Annotated in this window: 5 protein-coding genes; all 5 read right to left on the reverse strand. The window is 78.1% G+C overall.

Annotated features, from left to right (window positions below):
• Window positions 1-27: 27 nt before the first annotated feature.
• From CNO22_RS24840 to CNO22_RS24860, 5 genes are read right to left on the reverse strand one after another with little or no spacing between them, the layout of a single operon-like run.
• Window positions 28-996 (reverse strand): MFS transporter, encoded by a 969-nt coding sequence (locus CNO22_RS24840; protein WP_100501926.1) that lies wholly within the window; start codon window positions 994-996, stop codon window positions 28-30.
• Window positions 993-2,273, reverse strand: coding sequence for a lysine N(6)-hydroxylase/L-ornithine N(5)-oxygenase family protein (locus CNO22_RS24845; protein WP_100501927.1), 1,281 nt, complete (start codon window positions 2,271-2,273; stop codon window positions 993-995). Before CNO22_RS24845 ends, CNO22_RS24840 begins: the two co-directional genes overlap by 4 nt.
• Window positions 2,270-3,976: an IucA/IucC family protein gene (locus tag CNO22_RS24850; RefSeq protein WP_198588579.1), complete on the reverse strand. Its 1,707-nt coding sequence runs from the start codon at window positions 3,974-3,976 to the stop codon at window positions 2,270-2,272. The genes CNO22_RS24845 and CNO22_RS24850 overlap by 4 nt, the downstream gene beginning before the upstream one ends.
• Window positions 3,973-5,385 (reverse strand): pyridoxal phosphate-dependent decarboxylase family protein, encoded by a 1,413-nt coding sequence (locus CNO22_RS24855; protein WP_100501928.1) that lies wholly within the window; start codon window positions 5,383-5,385, stop codon window positions 3,973-3,975. Before CNO22_RS24855 ends, CNO22_RS24850 begins: the two co-directional genes overlap by 4 nt.
• Window positions 5,382-6,764, reverse strand: a complete 1,383-nt coding sequence (locus tag CNO22_RS24860) for a diaminobutyrate--2-oxoglutarate transaminase family protein (protein ID WP_100501929.1) — start codon at window positions 6,762-6,764, stop codon at window positions 5,382-5,384. The genes CNO22_RS24855 and CNO22_RS24860 overlap by 4 nt, the downstream gene beginning before the upstream one ends.
• Window positions 6,765-6,826 lie beyond the last annotated feature (62 nt).

Raw genomic sequence — 6,826 nt, forward strand, 5'->3', positions numbered from 1 at the left:
TCTTAATAGTTGCGATACCACAGCTGTTTACACGTAGGGGTTCGTCGGTAGGGTCAGGTGGGTATACGAGAAGGGCCCAGGACCACCCGCCGGGCGGTGGGCGCGGTCAGCCCGGCCGGACCCGGCGCGGCGCCGAGCGCCTGCAGCGCGAGCCCGGCCGCGGCCAGCCCCGCGGCGGCCGGCAGCAGCCGGCGGCCCGGCCGCTGGCAGGACGGCGAGGCCGGCGAGGGCCGGCAGGAGGAACAGGACGGCGGCCGCGGTCAGCGAGCCCCCGCCGCGGAGCACGAGCTCGGTGAAGAAGGGCCGGGGGACGGCGGTGCCGAGGTCGACCAGGACGGCCAGCGCGGCCACGCCGAGCAGCGCCCCGGCCGGCAGCCGCCGCCGGACGGCGTCCTCCGCGGGTCCGGTGCCGGCCTCGTCGGCCGGGACGGGCACCGCGGCCGGGCGGCGGGCGACCACCCGCCAGACCGCGACGGCGAGGAGCAGGTCGGCGACCGCGAAGGCCGCCAGCCCGAGCCGGGGCTGCGGCAGCGCCACCACGCCGGCGCCGACCAGCGTGGCGAGGACCGACGCGGCGTGGAAGACCGCGGCGTAGACGACGACCGCCGACAGCCGGTCGCCGCCCCGCCCGCGGTCGGCCACCGCCACCAGCGCCGGATAGGCCAGCACCATGGAGCTGCCGGTGGCCACCACCCCGGCGGACAGGGCCGTGAACACCGCCAGCGACGGCGCCAGCGCGAGCCCGAGGTCGAACACCGCCGAGCCGAGCAGCCCGGCGACCAGCAGGTGCGGCAGCGACCACCGGCGGGCCGCGAGCCCCCACAGCGGGAGGGCCGTCAGCCCGGCGACGCGGCAGATGGTGAGGTAGGTGCCGGTGGCGGCGAGCTCCTCCACCCCGAAGAGGGTGCGCAGCAGCAGCGGCCAGTACGGCGTCAGCGCCGTCTCGGCGACCAGCTGGAGCGCGACGACCAGCGCCAGGACGACCCGGGCCCTCACGTCGTGCCGAAGGTGGTGAACGCCCCCTGCTGCGGGACGTCGACCAGCGGCCGGCCCGTGACCGCGCCGAGGATGGTCGCGCTGCGCCAGGCGCCCAGCCCCAGGTCGGGTGCGCCGACCCCGTGGGTGTGCGTCTCGGCGTTCTGCACGTACAGCCCGCCCCGGCAGCGCAGGGCCACCCGGTGGTCGGCGTCGACCCGGTACCGGCCCCGCCCGTCGAGGTCCAGCAGCGGCAGCAGCGGATCGAGCAGCGCCGGCCGCCGGGCGGCGTAGCCGGTCGCCAGCACGACGGCGTCGGTGGGCACGGCGAAGGTGCGGTCCTGCTGCACCTGCCGGCACTCGAGGACGTAGCCGTCGCCCTCCGCGCGGGCCGCCTCGACGGCCACGGCCGGCTGCAGCACCGCGTCGACCTGCCGGCCCCCGACCGTGCGCTCGTACAGCAGGTCGTAGAGCTCGGCGATCGTGGCGGCGCTGATGCCCTTGTACAGCTGCCACTGCGCCGGCAGCAGCGCGTCCCGCGTCGCCTCGGGCAGCCCGTGGAAGTAGGCGGTGTAGTCCGGGGTGAAGTGCTCCAGGCCGAGCTTGGAGTACTCCATGGGCGCGAAGGCCGGCGTGCGGGTCAGCCAGCGCAGCCGCGCGCCGGTCTGCCCCTGGGCGCGCAGCAGGTCCAGGAAGACCTCCGCGCCGGACTGCCCGGACCCCACCACGGTCACCGAGCCGGCCTCGAGTAGGGCCGGCCGGGCGTCGAGGTACTGACCGGCGTGCACCACGCGCTTGCCCAGCAGGTCCGCGAACGGCGCGGGGACGACCGGCTCGGTGCCCACGCCGAGGACGACGTTGCGGGCGCGCAGGGTGCTGCGGCGCGACGTGGCGGTGTCGGTGACCGTGGCGACGAAGGCCTCGCCGTCCCACTCCACCGCGTCCACCCGCCGGCCGAACCGGCAGCTGGGCAGCGACTCGGCGACCCAGCGCAGGTAGTCGTCGTACTCCACGCGCGGCACCTGGAAGCGCTCGGCGAGGTAGAACCGGAACAGCCGGCCCCGGGCCCGGAGGTAGGCCAGGTAGGACCACCGACTGGTCGGGTCCACCAGGGTCACCAGGTCGGCGAGGAACGGCACCTGCAGCGTCGCGCCCTCCAGGAGCAGCCCCGGGTGCCACGACATGGCCGGCCGCTGGTCGAGGAAGACGGCGTCGAGGTCGTCGACCCCGTCGGCGAGGGCGGCCAGCGACAGCCCGAAGGGCCCCAGGCCGATCCCGAGCAGGTCGTGGGTGTTCACGGGTGCACCTCTCTGAGCGGGTTGGGGACCTGCACGTACACCGACTGGGCGGCGACCGGGCCGTCGAGCTCGTCGCGGCCGTCGACGCCGGTGAGCAGGTTGGCCTTGACCGGCAGCCGGTCGGCCTCCAGCAGCAGCGCGGCGGCCGGGGACGGGGAGGGCCCGGCCAGGTGGCCGCGGAGCACGTCGGCCAGCACGCCGAGCAGGTCCGCCTCGTCGGCGAGCCCCGCGCCGGCGAGGGCGGCGGCGCAGCCGATGAGGTTGTTGACCCCGAGGTAGTAGACGACCCGGTCGGTGACCAGCGCGTCGTCGAACACCAGGCCGGCGTCCCCGGCGATCGCGGGCAGCAGGGTCTCCAGCTCCGGGACGTGCGAGGCGGCGGCGTACCAGCCCTGGTTGTCCCGGTACCAGCCGCGGTCGGGCAGCCCGTCGCCGTCCAGCCCGACGAGCACGTTCTGCAGGTGCGCCTCCAGGCCGATGCCGCAGCGGCCGTGCAGCCACAGCAGGGGCGTGGCGACGGCGTCGAGCCACCGCCGGTACCAGAGCGCCGCTGCCCGCGGCACCGGCAGGCCGGTCCTGGCCGCGACCTCGTGCACCAGGTCGGCGGCCGGCGGGCGTCCCCGGTCGGGGCGGGCGTCGACGAGGGCCCCGGCGCAGGCCACCCGGTCGGCCGCCCGGAACGGCTGGTCGCGCACCACCGTGTCCAGCCCGACCGGTCCGTCGGGTCCGTCGACCCCCACCCAGGCCGGGTCGCGGACCAGCCCGAAGTGCGGGTGCGCCGCGGCCAGCGCGGCGCCGAGGCCGGCGTCGACCAGCTCGGCGGTGCGGACGCCGAGCCGCAGCTCACCGCGCAGGTTCTCCCGGCGGCTGTTGGTCACCCGCAGCCCGAGGCTGAGCTTGAGCATCACCGGCACGTCCGCGCGGGCGACGGTGCGCAGCGAGGAGGTGGCCCACCACCGGGGCCCGGCGGGGCCCAGGTCGACCAGGTCCCCGCGCTCCAGCAAGGCCGCCGCACCGGGGCGCGCCGCCAGCCGGGCCGCCTGCCACGGGTGGGCCGGGACCGGGACGAACCCCGCCGGCACCGCCAGGTCGCCGGCCAGCTCGTGGAGCAGCGCGGGGACGTCGCCGGCGGCGCTGCCGGTCGCGACGACCTCCGGCCGGGCGGCGAACCAGTGCAGCGGGAAGTGGCCCCGGGCCTCGGGCGCGTAGACGGCGTCCTCGGCGTCGGGCAGGCCGTCGCGGCTCTTGGTCATCGGGTGCCAGGGGTGCCCGGCCAGCAGTCCCTGCTCGGCGGCGAGCCACGGCGGCAGGCCGGCCGGTGCCTCGGGGTCCGCGGCCCGGAGCACCGCGTACCCCGCGGCCCGGTCGGCGGACTCGGTGATCCGGGCCCGGGCGTCCGCGCCGTGGGCGGCGGGCAGCCCGGCGCGGGCGGCGGCCTCGGCGGTGAGCCACCCGGCGACCGCGTCGACGTCGAGGGCGGCTCCGTCGGGCGTGGTGATGGCGCCCAGGTCGTGGCGTCCGCTGGGGGAGCGGCGGACGACGTCCACCACGAGGGCCCGCCCGGTGGCCGGGAGGTCCACGCGCACGGGGCCGGGACCGGGCACCGGGGTGCCGGTCTCCCGCAGCCAGCAGCGCACCAGCACGGCGAGGGCCTCGGCCCGGGCCTGCCGGGCGGGGGAGGTCAGGACGGGCGCGGTGGTCACGCGTCGGCCTCCTCGGCGGAGCCGGCGGCGAGGACCAGGCCGAGCAGCGCGTCGACGTCGGCCGGGGTGGCCGCCGGGTTGAGCAGGGTGAGCTTGAGGTGCACCCGCCCGTCCAGCTCGGTCCGGCCCACGACCGCGCGCCCCTCGCGCAGCAGCCGCCGGCGCAGGCCGGCGTTGACCGCGTCGCCGCCGCGGTGGCGGAACACCACGGTGCTGAGCACCGGGGCCGCGGCGAGCTCCAGCCGGGGTTCGGCCTGCACCCGCGCCGCGGCGTACGCCGCCAGGTCGCAGCAGGCGTCGACCATCGCGCCGAGCCCGGCCTGCCCGACCGCCCGCAGCGTGACGGCGATCTTCAGCACGTCGGCGCGGCGGGTGGTGCGCAGCGACCGGCCGAGCAGGCTGGAGTACCCGGCCGCCTCGTCGTCCGCCGGGTTGAGGTAGGCCGCCCGCCGGTTCAGGGGGGCGAACGCGGCCGCCTCCCGGGTCAGCAGCACCCCGGCGGCGGCCGGTTGCCAGCCGAACTTGTGCAAGTCCAGGGAGACGCTGTCGGCCTGCGCGAGGCCGGCCAGCAGGTGCCGACGCCGGTCGGAGAACAGCAGGCCCCCGCCGTAGGCGGCGTCGACGTGCAGCCACCCGCCGTGGCGGCGGACCAGCGCGGCCACGGCCGGGAGCGGGTCGATCGTCCCCAGGTCCGTGGTGCCGGCCGTGGCGACCACGACGGGGCGCTCGCCCGCCGGTGCGTCGCGCAGCAGGGCGGCCAGCGCGGCGGGGTCCAGAGCCCGGTCGGCGCCCGGCGGTACGGCGACGACGGCCGGCAGGCCGAGCAGGTGGGCCGCCCGCTCCACGGAGAAGTGCGCGGCCGCACCGGCGTACAGCCGGACCGGTCCCGGTGCGGCGTCGCGCGCCAGCAGCAGGGCGGTGTAGGTCGACCCCGTCCCGCCGGTGGTCACCACCCCGCCGCCACCGGGCAGGCCGGCCAGCTCGGCCAGCGCGGCGACGACCCGCTCCTCGAGCACCGTGGCGGCGGGCGCCTGGTCCCAGCTGTCCAGCGACTGGTTCAGCGCGCTGGCGGCCAGGTCGGCCGCGACCGCGACCGGCAGCGGCGGGCAGTGCAGGTGGGCCGCGCACCGGGGGTCGGCCGGGTCGGCGGCGCCCGCGGCGACGGTGCTCACCAGCCCGACGAGGGCGGCCCGCGCACCGATCCCGGCCTGCGGCAGGACACCGCCGGAGAGGGCGGCGTCGACGTCGGCGGCCACCTGCCGGGGGTCCCCGGCGGGGACCGGGCCACCCCGCGCCTCCCGTCCGGCGGCGAGCGCGTCGAGCGAGAGCGCCACCAGCTCGGCCAGGTCGCGCTCGCCGGAGCCGCGGAGCCCGCCGGGAGCCGGTCGACCGGGGACGACGGCGGTCATGCCCGGTGCTCCCGCTCGGCCGCGGTCAGGGCGGCGTCGAGGCGGTCGAGGACCGCGCCGGCCTCCTCGTCGGTCATCACCAGCGGCGGCAGCAGCCGCACGACGCTGTCGTGCCGCCCGCCCAGCTCGACGATCAGCCCCCGCCGCAGGCACTCCGCGCGGACCGCCACGGCCAGCCCCGGAGCGGCCGGCCGGGCCCCGCAGTCGTCGGGCGCGGCGTCCGGCTCGACCAGCTCGATGCCGTTCATCAGCCCGCGGCCGCGCACCTCGCCGATCGAGGGGTGGGCGCTCGCCAGGGTCGTCAGCCCGGCCCGCAGCCGCCGACCGAGGACCTCGGCCCGCTCGGGCAGCCGCTCGGCGAGCACGTGCCGCAGCGTGGCGGCGCCGGCCGCCATCGCCAGGGTGGTGCCGCGGAAGGTGCCGGTGTGCGCTCCGGGCGCCCACGTGTCGAGGTGGTCGGCGTAGACCACCACGGCCAGGGGGAGGCTCCCGCCGATCGCCTTGGACAGGACCATGACGTCCGGTTCCACCCCGGCGGCGTCGATCGCCCACATGGTGCCGGTGCGGCCCACCCCGGTCTGCACCTCGTCGACGACCAGCGGGATGCCCCGCTCGGCGGTGATCCGGCGCATCTCCCGCAGCCACGGCAGCGGCGCGGGGACGACGCCACCCTCGCCCTGGACCGCCTCGAGGATCATCGCCGCGGGCGGCACGATCCCGCCGTTGGGGTCGTCGAGCAGCCGCTCGACGTAACGCGCCGACACCTCTCCCGAGGCGTCCCCGAGCCCGAACGGGCAGCGGTAGGCGTGCGGGTAGGGCAGCCGGGTGGCCTCGGCGGCCACGCCGGTCATGGGCTCCTTGACCGCCACCCCGCCGGAGGCGGCCAGGGCGCCGGCGGTCATCCCGTGGTAGGCGCCGGTGAACGCCGCCACGCCGCTGCGGCCGGTGGCGGTGCGGGCCAGCTTGAGCGCGGCCTCGACGGCGTCGGTGCCGGCCGGCCCGCAGAAGTGCACCTTGGCGTGCCCGGCCAGCCCGGGCGGCAGCGCGGCGAAGAGCGCGTCGGTGAACTCGTCCTTCTCCGGGGTGGCGATGTCGAGGGCGTGCCAGGGCGCGCCCCGCTCGATGACGCGCTGCACCGCCTCGACGACGACCGGGTGGTTGTGGCCGAGCGCCAGCGTCCCGGCGCCCGACAGGCAGTCGAGGTAGCGGCTGCCGTCCGCGCCGGTCACCGTCATGCCCCGGGCGTGCACCGGCACGATGCGGAAGGTCCGGGCGTAGGTGCGGGCGGCGGACTCGCGGGCCGCCTGCCGGGCCAGCACGTCGGCGGGATCGGGCGGCGCGGTGCGGTCGAGGGCGGTGCGGTCGACGGCGAGGCTCACGGGGCGACCTCCAGGACGGGGGCGAGGACGGGCGGGGCGGGACGGGCGTCGGTCGCCGGCAC

This window comes from Geodermatophilus chilensis, from assembly GCF_002802985.1.
Classification (GTDB): domain Bacteria; phylum Actinomycetota; class Actinomycetes; order Mycobacteriales; family Geodermatophilaceae; genus Geodermatophilus; species Geodermatophilus chilensis.

Coding starts and splice junctions, on each gene's coding strand:
- CNO22_RS24855 (WP_100501928.1), bottom strand. CDS start 5,385: ATGACCGCCGTCGTCCCCGGTCGACCGGCTCCCGGCGGGCTCCGCGGC.